Consider the following 22,668-nt stretch of genomic DNA (forward strand, 5'->3'; position numbering starts at 1 on the left):
CGCTGGCTCTTCTCGTTGTGTCATGTAGCCGGCCCACCTTGAGCCAGGCGCGGCCTCACCCGTCAGATATAAAAGTTGTTGCGCAGGCGGACCTGGTGCTGACGGTAGGCGCTCTCGGTCATCCGCTCGAGCAGCCGAAAGGCGGTCACGCCGATACGCTTGAACAGGGGGATCTCGGGCGCAGTGGCGGGCGCGCTATAGGAGAGCGTCTGGGTGGTCATGGCATGGGACCTCGGTCATTTCGTAAGGATGCTAACAGAATAGCCGATACTTAGACTTTAGTCCAACACACTCGCCGTTAGTCGCATGCGATCCGCCGGTCGCTCCGATGCGATGACAGCCGCAGGTCACCGAGGCGCTCTCGGTGCGCTTCCTCGCTCAGGGGATCTACCGATCACACCAGGAGGAGATCGTAGGTCATGTTGAGCAGCGAGACGCCGATCAGGGTGTAGACCAGGCCGCTGACGGCACGGCTCGACAGCCGGGCGACCAGGGGCCGGCCCAGCATCACTCCCACGGCGCCGCCCAGGGTCACCAGCAGGGCGAGCAGCGGCTCGAGATGGCCGCCGCCGCCGAACACCAGGCCGGTGCAGGCCGACAGCAGCAGGCCGATGACCGTCGAGGTGCCCACCACCACCTTGATGTCGGCGCCGCTCATGGCGCGCAGCGTCGGCACGATCAGCACGCCGCCCCCCACCCCGGTGGCACCCACCATGGCCCCGCAGGCCGAGGGCATCAGCCCGCCCAGCCACTGGCCGACGTGCTGCAGCACCTGGGGCCGGAAGCTGGCCAGCAGCGCGAAGCCGGCGGCGGCCAGCACCGCCAGCTTGAGCCCATGCTGCACGCTCCCCCCCCAGGAGGTGCGCAACAGCAGGGTGATGAGCAGGGCCAGCAGCAGGCAACTGGGCACCGCCCAGCGCGAGAAACGCTTGAACAGCGTCCAGTCGACGCGGCTGTCGCGCCCGTGGGCATAGGTCGCTACCACCTTGATCAGTACCGAGACCAGGCTGGCGGTGCCCACCGCCGTGGCCGGCGCCACGCCGAACAGCAGCAACAGGCCCGGCACCATGATCACCCCGGCGCCGACCCCGGACAGCAGGATCAACAGGCCACAGAGGACACCGAACAGCAGGGCCGTGACTTCGAACATCGACTACCTCCGTGGCAAGACTCGAGAGCAAAAGACGAAACGGCGCCGGGCCGCCTCGTCTCACGCTGGGTGTCCTATCCTGCCTCAGGCATTGCGATTCCAAAAATTCATTTTTAATATCCTTGGGGAAAATTTTTGAATACATATAGCGCGAGGACGCCGCCATGGAAGCCAAGCACCTGATGCAGCTGGCCATCATTCTCGACTGCGGCTCCATCAGCCAGGCCGCCGGCAAGCTGCACATCAGCCAGCCGACCCTGACCAAGAACATGCAGACGCTGGAGATGCAGGCCGGCGGCTCCCTCTTCACCCGCAGCCGTCACGGGGTGCGCCAGACGGCGTTGGGGGGCATGCTGGCCCGGGAGGGGCGCGCCATCGCCACGTCGGTGTGGGCGGCCGAGCAGTCCGCCACCCGCTTCGGCCTGGGCATGCAGACCGAGCTGCGCATCGGGGTCGGTCCCCTGATGGCCAGCCTGTTGATGCACACCGTCACCGAGGCGCTGCTGCGCGACTACCCGAGCCTGTCACTGCTGATCCAGGTGGATACCCCCTACCGGCTGTTCGAGAAGATCAACGATGACGAGCTGGATATCGCCGTGGCCCCCACGGTGATCTCGGCGAGCCAGGAACTCGACCGCATCACCCTCTTCGAGGATCGCCTGGCTATCTTCGCCTCCCGCCATCACCCGCTGGCCGGCAAGGAGCGCATCGAGATCGGCGACCTGGTCGGCTACCCCTGGGTCAATATCGCCACCTACGCCAAGTTCGAGGAGTCGCCGGTGGAACGCCTGCAGAAGGCGGGGCTCAAGCAGGTGAACACCCATATCGCCCTGGCCGGCGATGCCACGATCTGCCTGAATATCCTGCCCACCGGCGACTACCTGAGCATCATGCCCGAGCGCCTCACCAACATCGCCGCCCCACACTATGGCCTGCAGAGCCTGCCGGTGGCGGCCGACTTCGGCGAGCGCAACATGCACCTCTGGTACCCCCCCGCCCTGGCCGGCGATGCCATGCTGGACGCCGTCGCCCGCGCCTTCATGGAGACCCTGGAAACGGCCACTGCGGTACCGCCGGCATGAAACTCGGCAGGCGCCATGCCCTGTAGAGCGATCGCCTCTAGAGCAATGCGCCCCTCCCTCAGTGCCGAGACAAGGCCGCCCGCACCTCCTGCGGGACCGGCCTGCCCTGCATGCGCCGGGGATCCTCCGGGTGCCGCCCCGCCCAGACGCGGGTCACCCTGGCCTCCACGGCCACGGCGTCGCCGCGATGCAGCACATGCTGCACATCGAAGCTGCTGTGGCGGAACTCGGCGATGCGCGTCTCGATGCGCGCCTCGTCGCCGTAGCGGCAGGGGGCGAGGAAGCGGCTGCGCAGGTCCACCACCGGGTAGCCGATCACCTCGAAGCGCGTCTGTAGGGTCGCCAGGTCGAAACCCGCCTTGGCGAACAGCAGGTTGGTGCCGTGATCGAAGTAGGCCAGATAACGGGGATGGAAGACGATCCCCGCCGGATCGCAGTCGCCCCACTCGATCAGCCGGGTATGGGTATGGATCAGCATGGGTGATTCCCCGTGGGCACTCAGTCGAGCCGCAGCACGGCCGGCGGTGGCGCATCGCGGTAGAGGCCGACCACGACCGCGGCCCGGTTCTCGAGCACGGCACGCTGGTTGATCGAGCCCTTGTCGGTGACCTCATGGGCATCCAGGCGCGGCGGCGCGTCGAGCAGCACCAACCGACGCACCCGGGTCGAGCTGCCCGTGCTCTGGGCGTCCAGGTCGCGCAGCAGTTGCAGGAATCGCTCGCGCACCGGCTCGCTGGCCAGCACCACAGAGGCTTCTGCCGTGCCGTCCAGTCCCGCCAGTTCACGGCACTTCTCCAGGTCCGGGAAGACCATGGCCGAGACATAGGGCTTGTCGAGCCCGGCGATCACCGCATCCTTCACATGGGGCGCCCCGGCCTCGATGATGCGGGCGCGCAGCGGCCCGACGCTGACCCAGGTACCGGTATCGAGCTTGAAGTCCTCGCTGATGCGGCCATCGAAGCGCATGCCGCGCTGCGGCTCGGCCGGGTCGATGAACCTGACCGCATCGCCCAGGCAGTAGAAGCCCTCCTCGTCGAAGCTCCTGGCGGTGACCTCGGGCTGGCGCCAGTAGCCCGGCATCACGCTGGGACCCTTCACCCGGCACTCCAGCTTGCCACCATTGGGCACCAGCTTGACCGTCACCCCGCGGGCCGGCAGGCCCACCACGCCGGACTGCGACTCCTCCAGGGAAGCGAACATCGCCGAGGGGGCGGTTTCGGTGGCCCCCAGCCCGGTCAGCATCCCGACCTTGCAGCCGAGCGTCTGGACCGCCAGGCGGTCGAGCTCGTCCCAGATATGCTGCGAGAGCCCCGCCGCGGCGAAGAACATCAGGTTGAGGCGCGAGAAGAAGGTCTCACGCAGGGCATCGTCGCGCTTCAGGTAGTCGACCAGGATCTCGAAGCCCTTGGGCACGTTGAAGTAGACCGTCGGCGAGATCTCGCGGAGGTTGGCGATGGTCTTCTCGAACTCGCCGGGCACCGGACGGCCATCGTCGATGTAGAGGCTGCCGCCGTTGTAGAGCACGATGCCGATGTTGTGGTTGCCGCCGAAGGTGTGGTTCCAGGGCAACCAGTCCACCAGCACCGGGGGCTCGTCGCGCAGGAAGGGCATCTGTGCCGCCAGCATCTCCTGGTTGGCGCACAGCATGCGGTGGGTATTGATCACCCCCTTGGGCATGCCGGTGGAGCCGGAGGTGAACAGGAACTTGGCGATGGTATCGGGGGTGACGGCCGCATGGGCGGCATCGACCGCCTCGGTCACCGGCGTCGCCAGCAGCTCGGCGACGTCCTGCACGCCCGACACCCCGTCGGGGACCACCGCCAGGCAGGCGCAGTCGTCGGGGCGAACCGCGGCCAGGGCGGCGGCGAAGTCTTCCGCCCGATCGACCATCAGCAGGCCCGGGGTCAGCAGCTCGACGATATGGCGCAGCTTGCCGAAGTCCCGGCTGACCAGCGAGTAGGCCGGCGAGACGGGGGCAAAGGGGATGCCCACGTACATGGCCGCCAGCGCCAGCAGCAGGTGCTCGATGGAGTTGCCACCGAGGATGGCCAGGGGCCGCTCGGGGCTCAGGCCGTGATTCAACAGTCCTTGCGCCAGATGGCGTACCCGGGTCAGGGTCTCGGCATAGCTCAGGCGCTGCCACTCACCCCGGGCATCGCGCCGCGCCACGAAGGTCCGGTCCGGCGCCTCACGGGCCCAGCGATGCAGGCATTCGAGCAGGGTGGCGGGGTAGTCGCCCAGCGGTTCCTCGACATTGAGCAATTGGGTGCCGTCGGCGCGCGGGAGCAACTTGGCGGTAGCAGTGCCCAAACGGACATCGCGGAAGGGGTGGGACATGGGCGCTCCTGCGGGTTGTGATCGTTGTCAGGATCGGTGATGGCGTGCGCTACCCTAGACAGCGGCGCCTTGATAGCATGCACCTCAATACTTTCACAAACTGTTTAACCACAAAACATTGTGCACGTTAAACATTGGTCTATGAGGGGCAGGCAGACACATGAACAGCGACGACAGGAATGGAATCGACTACTCGATGCTGCAATCGCGCCTCGGCTACAAGCTGCGCCGGGCGCAGCTCGTCTATTTCGATGTCTTCTTCGAGGCCTGCGCCCAGGAAGGCATCACGCCAGGGCTGTTCAGCATCCTCGCCATCATCTACCACAACCCGGGGCTCACCCAGTCGGCGGTCTCCGCGGCCCTGGACGTGGATCGCTCGGCCATGGTGGCCGCCATCGACAAGCTGGAGAGCATGGAGGTGGTGGAGCGTCGCAAGTCGAAGAACGACCGTCGCTCCTACGCCCTCTATCTGACCAGCAAGGGCAAGACCTTCACCGAGCGCCTCAATCGCAAGGTCGTGGCGGGCGAGGAAGGCTTCGACACCTTCATGAAGGAGGGGGAGCGGGAGTGGCTGCTCGACATCCTCGACCGCATCATCGCGGCCCGTCAGAACAAATGAAAAAGGCCCCGCCGAGGCGGGACCGACGTCACCGTCGTGACGACCAATCAGACATCGAAGCGTTTAGAAATCGAAGAACACCGTCTCGCCTTCGCCCTGCAGGCGGATATCGAAGCGGTAGCGTACCTTGCCGTCGACCTCCTCGCGCTTGGCGATCAGGGTCTGGCGTCGGGCCGGCGACTCGATGGCATTGAGCACCGGGCAGGCGGCGTTGGTTTCGGCTTCGTCCTCGAAGTAGAGGCGAGTCTGCAGGTGGATGTTGATGCCCCGGGCGAAGACCGCCAGGTTGATGTGCGGTGCCATCACCTTGCCGTCGCCGCGCGTCACCGCGCCGGGCTTGATGGTGGTCAGCGACCACTCGCTGCCGCCCTCGGCGGTGGTGGCGGTGCGACCGAAGCCGTTGAAGGGCTTGTGTAGATCGAACTCGGGCCGGTACTGGCCCTGGGCGTCGGCCTGCCAGGCCTCGAGCAGGGCGTCGCGCACCAGGTCGCCGTTGCCGTCGATCACGGTGCCGACCACCTCGATGGGCTCGCCCTCGGCCTCGGGTCTGGCCATTTCACTCCAGATCTCCTCGTCGCGCTCGGGCAGGCCGGCCACGTGCAGGGCCAGGCCGATATGCACGTAGGGGCCGGCGGTCTGGGAGGCGGTCTCGCGCAGCATCAACTCGCTGCAGGGTCGGGAATTCGGCTGTTGCATGGTCTGGTTACCCCATCCTGTACTGGTTCTCGAAGCGATTACTGGTTGTCGAACCGGTTACTGGTTTTCGAAATAGGTCTGCAGTTCGCCGCGCACCACCAGGTCGAAGCGGTAAGCCAGGCAGTCCATGGGGCGGCTGCGCGCCATGTCGAGGCGCCCGATCATGGTCTCGACGGCCTCCTGGTCGTTGAGGGTCTGCACGATGGGGCAGATCGGGATCAGCGGGTCGCCCTCGAAGTACATCTGGGTCACCAGGCGGGTGGAGATCGCCGGCCCCATCACCGAGACGTGGATATGCGCCGGGCGCCAGGTGTTGATGCCGTTGCCCCAGGGGTAGGGACCGGGCTTGATGGTGCGGAAGCGATACCAGCCCTGGTCGTCGGTGAGGCAGCGCCCCACCCCGCCGAAGTTGGGATCCAGCGGTGCCAGGTAGGCGTCTTTCTTGTGGCGATAGCGACCGCCGGCATTGGCCTGCCACATCTCCACCAGGGTGTGCGGCACCGGCTTGCCGAACTGGTCGATGACCCGGCCGAACATGATGATCCGCTCGCCGACCGGCAGGCCAGCCGCCCCTGCCAACGCGGGGTCTTCACGATAGTTGAGCAGCAGGTCGTTGTCGTGGGGCCCCATGCGCAGCCGGCGGAAGTCCGGACCGGTCAGCTCGGAGACGCTGGGCGCCTGCAGGCTGACCAGCGCCTGGCTGGGCGAACGGGCCACGGAGGTCTTGTAGCCGGGCGTGTAGGCGGCGGGGTGCCAGTCACGGTCGCGCTCCACGTAGCGCTTGTTGTCGTGCTGCATGTCGAGTCATCTCTGGGCTGGGGTTGATCGGGCTCAGTGTGGCGCCTTGTCGCAGGGCTGCCAATTGACGTCTCGCCCCACCCCCATAACCCAGTGGTTATACCGCCGCCACCTGGCGCAGGATCTCGCAGAAGGCCTCCAGGGCCAGCGAAGGCTGCATGCTGGCGTTGGTGCACAGCCCCACCGAACCGCCGTGGGACTCGAGATCCAGGCTCAATCGGCACAGCCGGCCTGCGGCGAGATCCTCGGCGACGGCCTCCTCCGGGGCGACCCAGATCGCTTCGCTCTCGAGGGTATAGTGGCGGCTGAGCGGCAGCGAGAGGGTCTCCAGCAGGCGCGACGGCAGGCTCAGGGCGTGGCGCACGCAGAAGCTGTCCACCTGCTGGCGCAGGGTGGTCTGGGGCGGTGGCAACACCCAGGGGTGATCGGTCAGCGCCTCGGGCGGCAGGGGATCCACGCCGGCCAGGGGGTGGCCGGCCCGCACCACCAGCAGCAGTCGCTCGTAGTAGAGGTGTTCGAAGGCCAGGTCCTGGATCTCGCGGGCCTCGGTCATGCGCCCCACCACCAGGTCCAGCTCGCCGCGGCGCAACCGCGAGAGCAGGAAGGCGCTGGGGCCGGTGACCACGTTGACGCCCACCTCGCCGTGCGTCGCGCCTTCGGCGTGCCAGCGGTGCAGCGCCTCGGGCAGCAGCCGGCTCTCCACGGTGGAGAGCGCCCCCACCCGCAGCCAGCGCGTCCCCTGATGGGTATCCCCGATCGCCCCCACGCCCTCCTCCAGGGCGCGCAGTGCCGGCCCGGCGTGGCGCAGCAGGGTCAGCCCCGCCTGGGTCAGGGCCACGCCCTGGGGCGTGCGCTCGAACAGGCTGGTGTCGAGGAGCTCCTCGAGCTCGCGGATGGTCTTGGACATGCCCGGCTGGGTGATCGCCAGCCGCTCGGCGGCTCGGGCGAAGCTGCGCTGGCGGGCCACCTCGAGGAAGGCCTGCAGGTGGCGCAGCTTGATCCGGGCATTGAGCATTCAGGTCTCCTGCTGGCGGGAGGCGAGCAGTCGGCGGGTGCTCGCCATGGCCACCAGACTGATCAGCAGGGTCGGCAGGAAGGCCAGCGCCACGGTCCCCGAGAGGTCGTTGAGCCAGCCGCCGACCACGGTGATGGCGAAGACCAGAAGATAACCGAAGCAGAGCATGCCGGCCATCAGCCGCGGCAGCGCCTCGAGGCGCACCAGCCAGGCCGGCAGCGCCAGCACGAAGATGAACAGCGCACTGGTGAAGAAGCCGAACACCCCGGCGGCCCACACCACCCCGCGGCCGGGCAGCCAGAGCATCAGCGGCAGCGCCAGCAGGGCCAGGGCGGTGATGGCGATCAAGGGCCACGGCCGCCCCATCAGGCGATCGGCGTAGAGGATCAGCAGCGCCGAGGAGAGCATCTGGGCGCCGTTGAGCGCCGTCAGGCTGGGCGCCAGCAGCGCCAGGCGGTCGCTTTCCTCGAGCAGCGGCGGCAAAAAGACGTTGCCGGTGAAGTAGAGCGCCGCCGCCGCGCCGAGCAGCGCCACCAGGCGCCACATGCGACCGTCGCGGGCATCCAGCAGGATCAGCCCGGCGGCCCGGGCACCACTCGTCATGGCCGGCAGGCGTCGGCCGCCCACCACCAGGGCCAGCATCAGCAGCGGCACCGGCGCGACCCACAGGGCGAAGGCCCACTGCCACTGGGCGCCGAGCCAGGCGGCCACCAGGGGCCCGGTGGCCCCGGCGGCGAGCAGTTCGCCCACCAGCAGGCCGTTGGTGTAGACCGCCGAGGCGCGGCCGATGCGCTCGGGCGCCCACAGCTTGGCCAGCACCGGCATCGCCGCCTGCATCAGGGCGATGCCGGCGCCCATCAGCAGGGTGGCCAGCATAAAGGGCACGAAGGCGTCGGGAAGACTCCTCAGACCGCTCCCGATCGCCATCACTCCCAGACCGCCCAGCATGCAGTGGCGCACCCCGAGCCGGGCCAGCAGCCAGCCGGTCGCCAGGCCGCCTACCGCCAGGGTCACCAGCGGCAGGCTGGTGGCGATGGCCACCTCGCCGCCGGTGAAGCCCAGCACCGCCTTGAGCTGGGGGATCAGCGGCGGCACCACCAGCACCGTCAGGCGCAGATAGAGCCCCAGGCACCACAGCAGGCCATAGGCCAGCAGCGCCTGGCGCAGCCGGTCCGAGGATGCCATGGTCGCCGCGTCCTGGTTCATGCCCCTCTCCCCGTCTCCAGAAAGCCTAAACCGGCCCGCAGGCCGGTTCGGCATCATGCCATGGGGCACTCCTTATTAGCACCCTAACAAAAGGTCCTAGCAAACTTTCCACGGCCGGATGGCAGCCCGCTTCGCCACCACCGACCTTCCCCACAAGCATCTGATAAACAAAAACTTTATTAGCCAATCCAGAAGCAAGACTCGCCATTGGCACTACAGACAGCCCGATGACACTTTGTTACGCTAAGCTTCATTAGAGCACTTCATGCAAAAGTGCCAGGATGCCGCTGGGATGCGCGACTGGATGCCAGGACCGCGTCCCCCGAATCGAAAACGGGCGCGTGCAGTACGCCGGGGGAAGAATGGGCCAGCACCAGCAGTTTGCACCGGGCATGCGCCTGGAAATCCGCGATGCCGAGTGGCGCCTCACCCGCCTGGACCATTCGAGCGACGGCGGTTACCTGCTCGGCTGCACCGGGCTCTCCGAGCTGGTACGCGGTCGTGAGGCCCAGTTCCTCAGTCGGCTCGAGGACGACATTCGCATCCTCGACCCGGCCACCACCGAGCTGGTCGATGATCTCTCCCAGGGCTACCGTGCCGGCCTGCTCAACCTGGCCACCCAGCTGCGCGACACCGCCCCCACCGACGAGCGCATCCATCTCGGCCACCACGCCGCTATGGACGCCCTACCCTTCCAGCTCGAGCCCACCCGCCAGGCACTGGGCCAGCCACGGGCACGCATCCTGATCGCCGATGCGGTGGGCCTGGGCAAGACCCTGGAGGCCGGCATCCTCACCAGCGAGCTGATCCATCGCGGGCGCGGCAAGCGCATCCTGGTACTGGCGGTGAAATCCATGCTCGGCCAGTTCCAGCAGGAGTTCTGGAACCGTTTCACCATCCCGCTCACCCGGCTCGACTCCCAGGGGTTGGCAAGGGTACGGGGCCGCATCCCGGCCAACCACAACCCCTTCCACTACTTTGACCGGGCGATCATCTCCATCGATACCCTCAAGCAGGACATCGAGTATCGCCACTACCTGGAACAGGCCCACTGGGACATCATCATCATCGACGAGGCCCACAATGTGGCTGAGCGAGCCGGGGCCCACGGCGCCTCCCAGCGCGCCCGACTGGCCCGACTGCTGGCCACCCGCTCCGACACCCTGATCATGCTCTCGGCCACGCCCCACGACGGCAAGCCCGAGAGCTTCGCCAGCCTGATGAACATGCTGGACCCCACGGCCATCGCCAACCCCAGCGACTATGCCCACGAAGATTTCCGCGACAAGGGCATGGTGATCCGCCGCTTCAAGAAGGACGTGCGCGACCAGCTCGGCGACTTCCCCGACCGCGAGATCGCCCGCCACCGGGCCCCGGCCAGCCCCGAGGAAGAGCACGCCTTCGGTGAGTTGATGAACGTCAGCTTCCATACCCTGGACGGCAGACGCACCGCCGGCAGCGGCCTGTTTCGCACCCGCCTGGAGAAGACCCTGTTCTCCAGCCCCGCGGCCTGCCTCTCAACCATCGAGAACCGCCTGACTCGGCTGCAGAAGCAGGAGCGAAGCACCGAGCGCGACGTCGACATTTTAAGTCTCGAGGGCCTGGCCCTGGCGGTGCGAGCCGTCACCCCCGAATGCTTCGGCAAGTACCAGGCGCTTCTCGAGCTGCTGGGCCGCAAGGCCGGCCAGGGGGAACTGGGCTGGAGCCGCGACAGTGACGACCGTCTGGTGATCTTCACCGAGAGTCTGGTGACCTTAGCGTTTCTCGAGACGCATCTGCCCGCCGACGCCGGCTTCAAGGCCAACCAGATGGGCGTGCTGCGTGGCACCGATCGCGACCGCGACATCATGGCTACCGTGGAGGCCTTCAACCGCGGCGACAGCCCGCTGCGCCTGCTGCTCTGCTCCGATGTGGCCGCCGAAGGCATCAACCTCCACCACCGCGCCCATCGCCTGGTGCACTTCGATATTCCCTGGTCGCTGATGGTCTTCCAGCAGCGCAATGGCCGCATCGACCGCTACGGCCAGAGCCGCATGCCACAGATCCGCTACCTGCTCACCGAGTCGCAGCATCCCAAGGTGCGCGGCGACCAGCGTGTGCTCGAGGTGCTGATCGACAAGGACGACCAGGCCAGCCGCAACATCGGCGACCCCTCCGAGTTCAGCGCCGGCCGCACCCAGGAAGAGCAGGAGGCCCAGGTGGCCGAGGTGCTGGAGCGCGATGACGACCCCAACGACCTCTCCGCCATCTTCGCCGGCCTACTCGACGACCAGCTCGCGCACAGCGAGTCACCGCTGAAGGCCTTTATCCCCGAGGCTCCGCCCACCCGGGACCTGGCCTCGCTGACCGCCCAGCCACCGCGGCTCTACCCCAGCACCCTTGCCTGGGCCCGTGCGGCCATCGACTGGCTGCGCCAGGCCATGCGCGACCAGGGCCAGGAGCTGCAAGCCAGCGTGGACGAGCGCGCCCAGCGCCTGGAGCTCGTCGCCCCCGAGGACCTGCGCCAGCGGCTCGCCTACCTGCCTCGCGAGATCCGCCCCGAGCACGACCGCTTCATTCTCACCGCCGACATCACCCGCATGCAGCAGGCCCTCGTCCAGGCTCGCCAGGAGGACGATCCCTGGCCCACCGTGCAGTACCTCTGGCCACTGCACCCGGTACCGGAATGGCTGCGCGACCGCATCCTCAACGCCTTCGGCCGTCACACCGCCCCGGTGATCCGCGTGCCCGGCCACCTTCCCGCTGGCCAGGCCCGCTTCCTGCTCCAGGGTGGCTACCCCAACCGCCGCGGCCAGTCGCTGATCCAGGCCTGGTGCGCCGTGCCGGTGGAGACCACCAACGGCAGCGTCGGCGAGCCCATGCCCCTCGAGGAGGCCCTAGCCGAGCTGGCACTCGACCCCACCGCCCTGCCCAATCCCGGCATCCCCGGTGATACCACAGCCTTGCAAGACGCCCTGCCCGCCGCCGTGGCCGCCGCCGAGCGCTACCTCGAGGCCACCCGCCAGGTTCGCGAAGCCGAGCTCAACGAACGCCTCAACGCCCAGATGCAGGCCATGGACGCCCTCAAGGCCCACCATCAACGCCAGATCGAACTCGACCTCGCCGCCAGCCGCGAGCAGGAAGCCCGCAAGCAGCGCCGTCGAGAGGAGCGCACCGCCCAGCTCCAGCGCGTCTTCGACGACTACCTGGACTGGCTGGAAGCCACTCAACAGATCGAACGCCAGCCCTGGCTCCAGGTCGCTGCCGTCTTCACCGGCGACCCCGCCACACCAAGGGAGCAGCAACGGTGAGCATTGCACGACTCCCTGTGGGAGCCTGGCTCTGCCGGGCGAATGGCGCCGTCAGGCGCCTCGGCTCATGGTTTGTCGCAGCGGCTGGGGCCTTGCATCCCGATATCGGTGTGCATAGAGTTGTCACCAACACACCCGCCAAGCCTATGGCTGCTCCGGCAGTTACGCTTAAATCGTGCGGGTTTTCTTTTGCATACGCGCTTCCTGCCCCCTTGCGTCACACCCTCACCGCTACTAACATATGCATCAATACACCCGCCAAGCCTATGTGGACTTCGGTCCTCACGCTCAAATCGCGCGGGTTTTTTATTGCCCGCCGCAAAGCCAACGGCCACCCCGCACCGGAGGTGGCCCCATGACTCGCTTCACCAAGCCCGCCCTCACTACCCGCGAACAGCTCGAGCTGCTGATCGAGCGCGGCCTGCAGGTGCAGGATGCCGAACGAGCCCTCCGCCTGCTGGAAGTCACGACGCTGTTCAGGCTCAGCCCCTACATGCGCCCCTTCCAACACCCGGAGGATTGCGCCCACGCTTTCAGGCCTGGTAGCCAGCTCGCCGATATCGTTCAGGTTTACCGCTTCGACAGTGATCTGCGGCAGTTGATGATGGTTTCGCTGGAACGAGTCGAGGTCGCCGTCCGCGCCTGCATCAGCCACCATATGGCGCCGACCTACGGCCCCCACTGGTACCTGGACCGGAGCCTGTTCGGCTATCGCTACCGCTTCGGTCGCATGATCGGCGATATCGAGAACACCCTGGCGTCGGAGCGTGCGAAGTTCCAGCGCGAGCAGCAACAGATCCTCAAGAGTCACGTATCCGGCGAGGTGAAGGGTCAGCGCATCGAGAGCCGCAAGCGAGATAACTATCCCCGCTTCTACGCCGAAACCTACTCCGATCCCTGCCTGCCGCCATCCTGGGCGGTACTCGAGGAGATGAGCCTGGGCGCCATCTCCCACCTCTATCAGGGCCTGGCGAAAGACCGGGACAGGAAAGCGATCGCGACGCGTTTCGGCCTCCCGCAGAAGGTCCTCGGCAGCTGGCTCCACACCCTGAACTTCGTGCGCAATATCTGCGCGCACCACGCCAGGCTATGGAACCGAGAGCTCGGCATTCCCCCCAGTTGGCCGGCGAAGCTGCCATCACCGGATGGCGAAACCAGCCGGGATGCGCCTCGCCGCCTCTTCACCGTTCTGGCCATGCTGACCTATCTCACCACCCAGATCAGCCCAGACACCCGCTGGCCCGGTCGCCTGCATGCCCTGCTCGAGGAATACCCCGATATCCCCCGTCCTCCCATGGGCTTCCCGGACGACTGGCAAGCACGACTCGCATCGCTTCATCCGCAATCGTCGGCCGCGGCCGGCGGTGCGCAGACGCTTTAAGGCAAGGCACGCTATGGCATACGCAGGCATCGTCAACGACAACGAGTTCTACAGCGAGCACTACCTCGCCGACATCTTCGAGGGCGACATCCGCGGGGTGATCGAGTCTTGGCAGCAGCGCGCCACCGACACTGGTGAGGAGACTCCCTGGGCCACGCTGCGTCGCAACGCCTTCGAGCGACTGCGCGAGATCGAGGCCGTGCAGGCCCTGGCCCGGCGCGGCAGGGCCCGCGAGGCGGTGGACACCGCCAGGGCGCTGGCCCGCCCACTGCTCGAGGCCTTCGGCTACACGGCGCGTCCCGAGCGGCGCCTGCTTAGCGACGATTGCGAGATCCCGCTGCTGGCGGAGCTGGCCAGCCAGGACGGCACGCCCCTGCTGTGGGTCATCGAAGCGATACCACTCGAGGAGCCGGAAGGCGACCCTCTGGCCGCCGCGCCACTGCCTGCCCAGTACAAGGCGCTCTCCGAGACCCCGCTGCCCACCACCCTGCAGCGCGACCTCGACTCGGAGACGCCTCCCAGCTGGCAGAGCCTGCTCTCCCGCGAGGTGTTCGCCCGCGAGCGCCCGCCGCGCTGGGTACTGCTGGTGGCCCCGCACCAGTGGGTCCTGGTCGATCGCAGCCGCTTCGCCCGCGGCCAGCTGCTGCGATTCGACTGGGTGGAACTCCTGGCCCGCCGCGAGCTCGAGGCGCTGAAGGCGGCCAGCGTGCTGCTGGGGCGCGAATCGCTGCTCGAGGCCAACGGCCAGAGCCTGCTCGACAGCCTCGACGAGAACGCCCACAAGCACGCCTACGCGGTCAGCGAAGACCTTAAGTACGCTCTGCGCGAATGCATCGAGCTACTTGGCAACGAGGCTGCCCGCCAGCTGATAGAGCGCGCCCGCGCCCGCAAGGAGGGCATCTACTCCGGCCAACTCGACCCCGAACGACTCTCCCGCGAGTGCTTGCGCTATATGTACCGGCTGTTGTTCCTGTTCTATATCGAGGCCCGCCCCGAGCTCGGCTACGCCCCGGTGGACAGCGCCGTCTACCTCAGCGGCTACTCCCTGGAGGGCCTGCGCCAACTGGAGATGGTGCCGCTCACCAGCGAGCGCGAACGCCAGGGCAGCTTCATGCACCACTCCATCACCCGACTGTTCCGCCTGGTCCACGAGGGCGTAGAGCAACCCCGCACCGACAACCTCGACTTCGATGGCCCGAATGTCGATGGATCAGCCGCCCGCCAAGCCGGTCGTAGCGCCTTCACCCTGCCGGCCCTGAAGAGCCACCTCTTCGACCCCGAGCGCACCAAGCTGCTGGATGGCGTGGTCTTCCCCAACGCCGTCTGGCAGCAGGTGATCCAGATGATGTCGCTGTCACGGCCTGCCGGGGGCCGAGGCAGCCGCAACAACCGCCGCCGCGGGCGCATCAGCTATGCCCGGCTCGGCATCAACCAGCTCGGCGCCGTCTACGAGGCGCTGCTCAGTTACCGTGGCTTCTTCGCCGAGCAGGAACTCTTCGAGGTCAAGAAGGCCGGCGAGGCCAACCCCGACCCACTGGACACCGGCTACTTCGTCACCGCCGAGCAGCTGGAACAGTTCCGCGACGACGAGAAGGTCTACGACCGCGACGACGCCGGCCACGCGGTGCTGCGCCGACATCCCCGCGGCAGCTTCCTCTACCGCCTGGCCGGCCGCGACCGTGAGAAGTCCGCCTCCTACTACACCCCGGAGGTCCTCACACGCTCGCTGGTCAAGTACGCCCTGAAGGAGCTGTATGCCGAGCAGCTTGACCCGCTGCCCGATGACGGCGCCCGCGCCGAACGCCTGCTCAGCCTGACGATCTGCGAACCTGCCATGGGTAGCGCGGCCTTCCTGAACGAGGCCATCGACCAGCTCGCCGACAAATATCTGGCCCTGGCCCAGAGTGCCCGCCAGCAGGCAGACCCGGCCGCCGACAGGATCCCCCAGGCCGACTACGCCCATGAGAAACAGCGGGTGAAGATGTACCTGGCCGACCACTGCGTCTTCGGGGTCGACTTGAACCCCGTCGCCGTGGAGCTGGCCGAAGTCTCGTTGTGGCTGGGCGCGCTCTCTGCCGACCGCTTCGTGCCCTGGTTCGGCTTCCAGCTGCGCAGCGGCAACTCGCTGATCGGCGCCCGCCGCGAGGCCTACTCGCCCAGTGCACTGAAGCTCAAGGCCAAGGACCCGGCAGCCTGGCTCAACCGCGCCGGCGATCCCGAACGTCTCTCCCAGGAGGAGGCCGCAGCCTTTACCGGCGTTGATGATGCCACGCCCATCTGGCACTTCCTGCTGCCCTATCCCGGCATGGCCGACTATTCCGACAAGGTCGCCAAGCAGCTCTTCAAGGACGAACTGGCCACCATCAAGGCCTGGAAGAAGCCCTTCAATAAGCCCTTCGACGCCGGCGAGCTCAAGCGACTCCAGAAGCTCAGCCGCCAGGCGGAGGCGCTCTGGGCCGAGCACGCCCGGGAGCTGGCCCGGGTCCGCGAGAGCACCAGCGACCCCTACCCCATTTACGGACGTGAGGCAAAGGGCGAGGCCACCAGCCTGGCCTGGAAGGACGCCCTGGAAGCCTCACTCACCGAGCGCTACCAGCAGAGTGCTCCAGCCTACCGCCGCCTCAAGCTGGCCATGGACTACTGGTGCGCGCTCTGGTTCTGGCCCATCGACCGCGCCGAGGAACTGCCCAGCCGCGAGGAGTGGCTGTGGGACCTGGAGACCCTGCTGCTCGGCGACACCATCGGCGCCGGCCCCAGCCACGACACCCCGGACCTCTTCCAGCTGGAGCCGGACCGGGTGGAGGAAGGCCAGCGCTTCGTCGACCGCTTCGGCGTGGTCAAGCTCGACACCCTGTTCCGCGCCTGCCCGCGCCTCAAGCTCGCCGACGAGCTGGCAGAAAAGCGCCGATTCTTCCACTGGGAGCTGGAGTTCGCCGATATCTTCGCCGGCGCCGTCAGTGGCCGCCGCGGCTTCGACCTGGTGCTGGGGAATCCCCCCTGGCTCAAGGTGGAATGGCAGGAAGGCGGCATCATGGGCGACCATCAGCCGCTCTTCGCCCTGCGCAAGGTCTCCGCTTCGAAGCTGGCCGAGTTGCGCGAGCAGGCCTTCCACGACCACCCCGCCCTGCTTACCGCATGGCGCGAGGAGTACGAAGAAGCTGAGGCGACCCAAGCGTTTCTCAATGCCGACTGCAACTATCCGCTGCTGGCCGGCCAAAAAGCCAACCTCTACAAGTGCTTTTTGCCCACCGCCTGGCGGCTCAGCGGCGAACAGGGTGTGGCGGGCTTCCTGCATCCCGAGAGCATCTACGACGATCCCAAGGGTGGCACCTTCCGCGAGGCGGTCTATCCCCGGCTGCGGGCACATTTCCAGTTTATCAATGAGACCAAGCTATTTGCCGAGGTCGATAACCATACGCGATATAGCGCCAATATCTACGGACCAGCCAAGATATCACCTCGCTTCTGGCAGCTTGGCAATCTCTTTGTGCCCAATACTATCGATGCCTGCTTCACCCATAACGGCGAAGGCGAGGTGCCCGGCATCAAGGAGGAGTACGAGGGCGAAGACGGTCGCCCACGGGTGAAGTGGAACTTCACCGGCCATCGCGACCGTCTAATAGAAATCGACACCGACACCCTGGGCCTGTTCGCTTCGCTCTACGACGAGGCCGACACACCGCCGTTACAGGCGCGCCTGCCAGCCCTGCATGCCCGGCAATTGATGCATGTGCTGGAGCGTTTCGCCGCCCAGCCCACTCGCCTGGGCGACCTCAAGGGCGAGTACTATTCCACTCAGCACTGGAACCAGGTCAACGCCCAGCTCGACGGCACCTTGCGCGAGGAAACCGGGTTTCCAGATAATACCAGCGAATGGATCTTAAGCGGCCCACACTTCTTCGTCGGTAACTCGTTCTATAATACGCCGCGCCGTCTCTGCTCCAGCAACAAGGCCTACGATAGCCTCGACCTGGAAACCATACCCGACGACTACCTGCCGCGCACCAACTATGTGCCTGCCTGCGATGCGGACACCTACGCCGCCCGTACGCCGCGGGTCAGCTGGATCGAGGAAGGGGAAAGCCAGCCCAGAAAGGTGACAGAGTATTACAGGTTCAAGCATCGTCGCCAGTTAAGCCAATCTGGTGAACGAACTTTTATTTCAGGAATTTTCCCACCAGGTACTGCTTCGATTAACACTTGCGTTTCTACAGTTTTCAGAAACACTCAAAATCTCATCAACTTTTCTACTCTAGCAAACTCTACTGCTTATGATTTTTTCCTGAAAAGCACAGGAAAAAGTGATCTATATGGACAGGGGATTTCATCTTTTCCAGTAGTTCCTCTTACTTTCACAGTTACGGCTCGAATGCTGACTCTGGCTTGCCTGACCACGCACTACGCTGACCTATGGCAATCCTGTTGGCAGGATGACTTCAGGCAAACCAGCTGGGCCAGCGAGAGCCCGCTACTGGATCAGGACTTCTTCGCCAAGCTGACACCGGAATGGCAGCGCCACTGCGCCCTGCGCAGCGACTACGCCCGCCGCCAGGCCCTGGTCGAGATCGACGTGCTGGTCGCCCAGGCACTGGGCATGACCCTGGACGAACTCAAGACCATCTACCGCGTGCAGTTCTCGGTGATGCGCCAGTATGAAGCCGATACCTGGTACGACGCCCGCGGCCGCATCGTCTTCACCCCCAGCAAGGGCCTCGTCGGCGTCGGCCTGCCCCGCAAAGCCAATCGCCGCGACCTGGACAACGACATCCACTACTCCATCGAGGCGCCAGACGGGACAGAATATGGAATCGCATTGGGCTGGGAAGACATTCAGGACCTCCAGGAAGGCGTCGTCCGCAAGACCTACCTCGACGACACCCTCCCCGACGGCCCCTGGGAGAAAACGGTGGAATACCTCGCCCCCTTCACCCGCCCGGATCGGGAGAAGGATTATGAAGAGGCGTGGGCGTTTTTTGAGGAGGCACGATCATGAAAAACAAGACAAGTTTTCAAGCTGAAGTGCCAGCAAGCAATCTTGGAGTGTCAGGAAATCAAGAATTTATCCGCTGTCCAAAGTGCAGCACATTGGTAAAACCAAAGAACCTAAAAAAACATATTAATAAGTCACATGAATCACCCAAGAAAACCAAGAGCTTGGGAAAGATCAATGTTTCAAACAGGCCGGATTGGTGGATAGCTGAAAGGACAGGCAAAGTTCCTCCCCCTCCTGGAAAGGTGAAGGTAAGAAAAAAATACTACAAATGCTGGCAGTGCGGAAAGCTGATCACAAAATCTTCTACAGTTTCGCATCTGCTTAAGAGGCATGGGGTCAGAGCGAAGGACCCGAATACAGCACACTTCTGGTATTACGATGAAGTTGAAAAGGTCCAGTATCGTGAAAAATCGACACCGAACCCAGAGGGGGCCAAGAAGGCAGCCAAGACAAGGGCTCATAATAGGTTTCTAAAAGATATAGAAAAGCTCTCTAAAACCAAGACTCCTCAAGGAAAGCCTGCACTAATACGATGCCCGTGCTGCAACGTCAGCTTAAGTGCTAAAAATATAATTAAACATATGAAAAAACCCCACAAGAAAGAGCTTACCAAGTCTGTTACTCACACCACTTCAAAAGAAGTAGCTAGAGCCCCCAGCAAACCCTTAGATACAAAACCTGAATATGAGTATTCAGAAGACAATTTTGATCGGACCACAGTATACAACGGAGGCGCTTATGGCTTGGGAAAAAGCAGGAAACACTAAACCCCACATTATAACTTTCCACTCCTACAACTAGGAATTGATTGCAGAATAAACATAACGATAGTACACAAGGGAACAAAGATGAAAGTATACAAAGTTTTTAAGCACCACACTGGCAAGCAGGAAGCCGTTAAGCAAGGCTGGCCCTGGCCAGACATTGACTTTGGTCCCCTCAGGGCCTTGTTCAAGAAGTTGTGGGGCATTGGTGCCGGTCTGCTGATCGCCGTCATCCTTCTAAGCATCTTTCCTACCGATCCCACATCTCCCCTATACCTCCTCTCGCCTCTTTCCTTGTTGGTCCTTTACATTGTTTACGGCAACAACGGCAACAGGCTGATAGAAAATGGCGTTATTTCAAGGCGTTATGACTAAATGGCCGCCGTATCCGCCGCCAACCCGGAGGGAGCGGTAACATTATCAATGAAAGAAAAATCTACACAGCGATAGAATCGTTTATCGGGGAGGCTCACCATGAACAACAAGATCGTTATTACCCTAGCTCTCGCCATTGGCCTAGGTGCAGGCTATTTCGGTGGAAGAGAACACCTGAAATATGAGATTCGCCAGTCTTTCGCATCGATAGGAGAAGGCATCAAGAGCTCGTTCTCCGCCCCCTTATCTGACACCTCTACATCATCGGGGGTAAGAGCCGATCGGGATGGCAACACCGCCGGTCGAAACTCGTCTGATTCTGATAACGAGAGGAGACGGGAAGTTGATGAATACCTTTCTCAGATCGAGGTTTACGACTTCTCTGCCAAGTATTTCGAAAGCTACTCCGGCACCAAAGCCGGAACGAGATTCAAGATCAAGAATAACGGTGGCCGCAGCCTGGACAAAGTAAGAGTTACAGTCTACTTCCAGAATATAGATGGCCAAACCATCCATGAGAAGACCTTCAGCCCAGTGGTGGTCGGCGGCATCATGAGCGATGACAAGCCATTGAGACCCGGATACATCTGGCAAATGGAGGCTAATAAATTCTTTACTGCCGAGAATGTGCCCAGTGAATGGCAGGAAGGTGCTGCTACCATCGAGGTTTCCAGCATCGAATTTTCACAATAGATCAGGCTAGGCACAGGAAACGATTATGAAAATCTCCACCCTCCTCGACCAGATCGACAACGGGCAGACCGCCCTGCCCGAGTTCCAGCGTGGCTATGTCTGGAACCGAGACCAGGTTCGTGGCCTGATGACCTCGCTCTACAAGCGCTATCCGGTCGGCAGCCTGCTCTCCTGGGCCACCGATGCAAGCAACGTGGGTCACCGGGGCGACCAGCAGCTCAATGCCGGTACCGTGAACCTGCTGCTGGACGGTCAGCAGCGCGTCACCTCGCTATATGGCATCGTGCGCGGCAAGGCCCCTGCCTTCTTCGACGGCGACAAGCGCGCCTTCACGGATCTCTACTTCAACGTGGAATCCGAGGAGTTCTCGTTCTACATGTCCAGCCGCATGGCCAATGATCCAAAGTGGATCAGTGTCACTCGGCTGATGCGTGAAGGTTCGGAAGGACTGACCAAAGAGCTTCTTGGTTCTGGTGAGATCACGATTGATGATCTTCCCCATATCGTTACCCGGTTCGGCCGTCTCCGTGATGTGCGGGATATCGACGTGCACGTGGAGCAGATCTCCGGCGAGGACAAGACACTCGATGTGGTGGTGGATATCTTCAACAAGGTCAACAGCGGCGGCACCAAGCTCTCCAAGGGTGACTTGGCGCTGGCCAGGATCTGCTCCACCCAGCCGGATGCCCGCGCGCGCATGCGACAGGCACTGGAAGACTGGAAGACCCAAGGCTTTCACTTCTCGCTGGACTGGCTGCTCCGCTGTATCACGACGCTGACCACCAACGAAGCCAGGTTCGTGTTCATCCACGACCTGGACGGCCAGCAGTTCGTCAATGGGCTGAACAAGGCAATCAAGCACATCAGCTACCTGCTCGACGTAATTGGCGCACGGCTGGGACTCGACCACCAGCAGGTGCTGACTGGCCATTACGCTTTTCCGGTGCTGGTTCGCCATATCGAGGAACAGGGCGGCAAGATCGGTGACGAAACATCGCTCAACGTCATGCTCTACTGGTACATCCACTCGGCGATCTGGGGCCGCTACTCGGGTTCCACGGAGAGTGTGCTCTCCCGGGACCTAGATATCCTGCTCGACAACCAGCCCAACGGCATCCAGGCGCTGATCCAGGAGCTGCACCTGTGGCGCGGCAGCCTGAAGGTACGCGCCGACCACTTTTCCGGTCATACCCGCGGCAACCGCTTCTATTCCTTGCTTTATATGCTCACCCGGGTCGGCGAGGCCAAGGACTGGGGGCTCGGCATCGCCCTCAAGAAGAATATGCTCGGCAGCAACTCCAGCCTGGAACTTCACCACATCTTCCCCAAGCATCGGCTGCGCGAGTTCGGTTATGATCGCAAGCAGATCAACTCGCTTGCCAACTTCTGCTTCCTGACCAAGGGCTCGAACCTGAGCATCTCCAACCGTCTGCCTGTGGAATACTTCGAGAAGGTCCGTGGCAACTATCCCGATGCCCTGCAGAGCCAGTGGGTGCCGATGGACGAGTCGCTGTGGCGTATAGAGCGCTATCCAGATTTCCTAAAGTCCCGACGCGAGCTGCTGGCCCAGGCGACCAACTCCCTTCTCGAAGAGCTCTATCATTTTGATGAGAGCGCAGAAACCCTGACGGCCCCTGCTCCAGAGCAGGATATTCCGGGTGGAATCGACTCCGAGGAAGAGGAGCTGCTGCTGCACGAACTTCAGGCCTGGCTTCAGTCCCAGAAGCTGCCCGGCGGAGAGCTAGAATACGAACTGACCGACCAGCAGACCGGCGAACCACAGGCCATTCTCGATCTGGCCTGGCCGGAAGGCTTCCAGCCCGGCCTGGATGGCCCTGCCGTACTGCTGCTGAGCGAGGAGTCCAATGTGGTCCTGGCCGCCAACAAGGCCGGCTACCAGGTCTTCGAGGAGATCGACAAGCTCAAGCGCTATGTGGCCGAGCATATCCTCGATGACCCCTTTGCCGTGCTCCCGGACTGGGCTCAGCATCTAAGCAAGGAGGCCGTGCCCGTCGCGGAATGGATCATCGACCATGACTTGCCGGAGCCCGTCGTTGGCCATGATATCCAGGACGGCGCCGAAGAGGTCGTGGGCTTCTTCGAACTCGCCTGGCCAGAGCACAAGATTGGTATCTGGACCGAGCAGGGCCGCGCCAGCTCGCCCCCGGAAACCTTGGTCGGCTGGCACCTCTACAGCCTGGAGGAAGTTCGAAAGGCGCCATCCCTCTTGACCCACCAACTGAAGGAGGCCAGCACAGCATGAACGCCG

General features: G+C 64.1%; 17 protein-coding genes. 9 read left to right on the top strand and 8 right to left on the bottom strand.

Going from position 1 to position 22,668, the window contains the following annotated elements:
* Positions 1-62: 62 nt before the first annotated feature.
* Both AC5W54_RS07755 and AC5W54_RS07760 read right to left on the bottom strand, forming a co-directional pair.
* Positions 63-221, bottom strand: a complete 159-nt coding sequence (locus AC5W54_RS07755) for a hypothetical protein (RefSeq protein ID WP_170064188.1) — start codon at positions 219-221, stop codon at positions 63-65.
* Positions 222-394: 173 nt separating this feature from the next.
* Entirely contained in the window at positions 395-1,150 is a 756-nt protein-coding gene (locus AC5W54_RS07760) for a sulfite exporter TauE/SafE family protein (protein ID WP_495961500.1), read from the bottom strand.
* A 164-nt stretch (positions 1,151-1,314) separates the two neighbouring features.
* Between AC5W54_RS07760 and AC5W54_RS07765 the strand changes: the two genes are divergently transcribed.
* Entirely contained in the window at positions 1,315-2,232 is a 918-nt protein-coding gene (locus tag AC5W54_RS07765; RefSeq protein ID WP_495961501.1) for a LysR family transcriptional regulator, read from the top strand.
* 58 nt (positions 2,233-2,290) lie between these two features.
* Here AC5W54_RS07765 and AC5W54_RS07770 read toward each other — a convergent pair whose 3' ends face one another.
* Positions 2,291-2,710 (bottom strand): acyl-CoA thioesterase, encoded by a 420-nt coding sequence (locus AC5W54_RS07770; RefSeq protein WP_495961502.1) that lies wholly within the window; start codon positions 2,708-2,710, stop codon positions 2,291-2,293.
* A 20-nt stretch (positions 2,711-2,730) separates the two neighbouring features.
* Positions 2,731-4,569, bottom strand: coding sequence for a feruloyl-CoA synthase (locus tag AC5W54_RS07775; RefSeq protein WP_495961503.1), 1,839 nt, complete (start codon positions 4,567-4,569; stop codon positions 2,731-2,733).
* Positions 4,570-4,729: 160 nt separating this feature from the next.
* Between AC5W54_RS07775 and AC5W54_RS07780 the strand changes: the two genes are divergently transcribed.
* Positions 4,730-5,188, top strand: coding sequence for a MarR family winged helix-turn-helix transcriptional regulator (locus AC5W54_RS07780; protein ID WP_102629491.1), 459 nt, complete (start codon positions 4,730-4,732; stop codon positions 5,186-5,188).
* A 63-nt stretch (positions 5,189-5,251) separates the two neighbouring features.
* Here the strand turns inward: AC5W54_RS07780 and pcaG are convergent, their stop codons facing one another.
* The 4 genes from pcaG to AC5W54_RS07800 all read right to left on the bottom strand — a co-directional run bounded on the left by pcaG (position 5,252) and on the right by AC5W54_RS07800 (position 8,903).
* Positions 5,252-5,884, bottom strand: a complete 633-nt coding sequence (gene pcaG / locus AC5W54_RS07785) for a protocatechuate 3,4-dioxygenase subunit alpha (RefSeq protein ID WP_495961504.1) — start codon at positions 5,882-5,884, stop codon at positions 5,252-5,254.
* Between the two features lie 57 nt (positions 5,885-5,941).
* Positions 5,942-6,682 (bottom strand): protocatechuate 3,4-dioxygenase subunit beta, encoded by a 741-nt coding sequence (pcaH, locus tag AC5W54_RS07790; protein WP_102629493.1) that lies wholly within the window; start codon positions 6,680-6,682, stop codon positions 5,942-5,944.
* 97 nt (positions 6,683-6,779) lie between these two features.
* Positions 6,780-7,697 (bottom strand): pca operon transcription factor PcaQ, encoded by a 918-nt coding sequence (gene pcaQ, locus AC5W54_RS07795; protein WP_495961505.1) that lies wholly within the window; start codon positions 7,695-7,697, stop codon positions 6,780-6,782.
* On the bottom strand, positions 7,698-8,903 hold the full coding sequence (locus AC5W54_RS07800) for an MFS transporter (protein WP_495961506.1): 1,206 nt from the start codon (positions 8,901-8,903) through the stop codon (positions 7,698-7,700).
* Between the two features lie 362 nt (positions 8,904-9,265).
* Between AC5W54_RS07800 and AC5W54_RS07805 the strand changes: the two genes are divergently transcribed.
* The 7 genes from AC5W54_RS07805 (at position 9,266) to AC5W54_RS07835 (ending at position 22,662) form a co-directional block, all read left to right on the top strand.
* Positions 9,266-12,193 carry a DEAD/DEAH box helicase gene (locus AC5W54_RS07805; protein ID WP_495961507.1) on the top strand — a complete coding sequence of 976 codons (2,928 nt, stop codon included), beginning with the start codon at positions 9,266-9,268 and terminating at the stop codon, positions 12,191-12,193.
* A 355-nt stretch (positions 12,194-12,548) separates the two neighbouring features.
* Entirely contained in the window at positions 12,549-13,574 is a 1,026-nt protein-coding gene (locus AC5W54_RS07810; protein WP_495961508.1) for an Abi family protein, read from the top strand.
* Positions 13,575-13,587: 13 nt separating this feature from the next.
* The gene (locus AC5W54_RS07815; protein WP_495961509.1) at positions 13,588-18,567 is read left to right on the top strand and encodes a hypothetical protein; all 4,980 of its coding nucleotides are present in this window, start codon (positions 13,588-13,590) and stop codon (positions 18,565-18,567) included.
* A complete protein-coding gene (locus AC5W54_RS07820) occupies positions 18,564-19,334 on the top strand; it encodes a hypothetical protein (protein ID WP_495961510.1) in 771 nt (256 codons plus the stop codon). Before AC5W54_RS07815 ends, AC5W54_RS07820 begins: the two co-directional genes overlap by 4 nt.
* A gap of 81 nt (positions 19,335-19,415) precedes the next feature.
* Positions 19,416-19,706 (top strand): hypothetical protein, encoded by a 291-nt coding sequence (locus AC5W54_RS07825; RefSeq protein WP_495961511.1) that lies wholly within the window; start codon positions 19,416-19,418, stop codon positions 19,704-19,706.
* Between the two features lie 99 nt (positions 19,707-19,805).
* Positions 19,806-20,399 (top strand): hypothetical protein, encoded by a 594-nt coding sequence (locus AC5W54_RS07830; protein ID WP_495961512.1) that lies wholly within the window; start codon positions 19,806-19,808, stop codon positions 20,397-20,399.
* A gap of 25 nt (positions 20,400-20,424) precedes the next feature.
* Positions 20,425-22,662 (top strand): GmrSD restriction endonuclease domain-containing protein, encoded by a 2,238-nt coding sequence (locus AC5W54_RS07835; RefSeq protein WP_495961513.1) that lies wholly within the window; start codon positions 20,425-20,427, stop codon positions 22,660-22,662.
* Positions 22,663-22,668: the final 6 nt, after the last annotated feature.

It is taken from the genome of Halomonas sp. LMYGS-3 (assembly GCF_059509875.1).